Annotated in this window: 2 protein-coding genes; both read left to right on the top strand. The window is 67.2% G+C overall.

Going from position 1 to position 1,269, the window contains the following annotated elements; translation table 11 throughout:
• Positions 1 to 238 precede the first annotated feature (238 nt).
• Positions 239 to 907, top strand: a complete 669-nt coding sequence (locus tag ACFWFI_RS42710; protein ID WP_387401376.1) for a DUF4097 family beta strand repeat-containing protein — start codon at positions 239 to 241, stop codon at positions 905 to 907.
• Between the two features lie 26 nt (positions 908 to 933).
• Positions 934 to 1,269: ATP-binding cassette domain-containing protein (locus ACFWFI_RS42705; RefSeq protein WP_387401374.1), on the top strand; the 336-nt coding region annotated here is incomplete at its 3' end.

Genomic DNA, 1,269 nt, shown 5'->3' with positions numbered 1-1,269 from the left:
CGTTTTGGCGTTCCCACCCCGTCTCTCTTTTGGGGCCGCAACACCCCCGGCATAGCGTTCACTCTCAATCCGTTGCAACGAATGAGGTCAAGCTGTTGCATTAGCTTCGAGAGCCATTGCAACAAAAACATGCCGTCCACCTGCACTTATAGGGATTGCGCGCAACGAACTCATTGCCTACTCCTTGAATGCAACGTAGCGTTTCCATCATCGGAAACCCGCACTGAAGGAGCGCACGATGCAGAAGTTCGACACCCCCGCCCCCGTCTCCGCCATCCTCGACATCCCCGCAGGGCGCATCCAGTTCATCGCCGCCGACCGCACCGACACCACCGTCGAGGTCCGGCCCGCCAACCCCTCCAAGAGCCGCGACGTGAAGACGGCCGAACAGACCGAAGTCACCTACACCGACGGCGTCCTGCGCGTCCGGACCCCGGAGGCGCAGAGCCGGATCCTCGGCAACTCCGGTTCCGTCGAGGTCACCGTCCAGCTGCCCGCCGGCTCCCGCGTCGAAGCGAAGGCAGGCGCCGCCGAGTTCCGCGGCGTGGGACGTCTCGGCGATGTCGCCTTCGACGGCGGCCACGGCTCGGTCAAGCTCGACGAGGCCGCAAGCGCCCGCCTCACCGGCCACGACGCCACCATCACGGTCGGCCGGCTGAACGGCCCCGGCGAGATCAGCACCCAGCAGGGCGACCTGCACATCACCGAGGCCGTGCGCGGACAGCTCACGCTGACCACCCAGCAGGGCGGCATCACCGTCGGCGCCGCCCGCGGAGTCTCGGCCTCCCTGGACGCCGGCACCACCTACGGCCGGATCGACAACGCACTGAAGAACACCGCCGGCACACCCGGTCTGACCATCAAGGCGACCACCACCCAGGGCGACATCACCGCCCGCAGCCTCTGACCCGCAACCTCCGAAGGAGCACCAGCATGACGAATCCGGCCATCGCGGCGAACGGGCTGCGCAAGTCCTACGGCGACAAGACCGTCCTGGACGGCATCGACCTGACCGTCCCGGAAGGCACGATCTTCTCCCTGCTCGGCCCGAACGGCGCCGGCAAGACCACCGCCGTGAAGATCCTCTCCACCCTCATCTCGCCCGGCCCCGGCTCCGGTGAGATTCGGATCGGCGGCCACGACCTCACCACCGACCCCCAGGCCGTACGCGCGTCGATCGGTGTCACCGGGCAGTTCTCCGCCGTCGACGGGCTGATCACCGGCGAGGAGAACATGCTCCTCATGGCCGACCTGCACCACCTGCCCAAG

The sequence above is a fragment of the Streptomyces sp. NPDC060209 genome, assembly GCF_042728155.1.
Lineage (GTDB): Bacteria > Actinomycetota > Actinomycetes > Streptomycetales > Streptomycetaceae > Streptomyces.
This window is presented reverse-complemented; position numbering and strand designations above follow the sequence as displayed.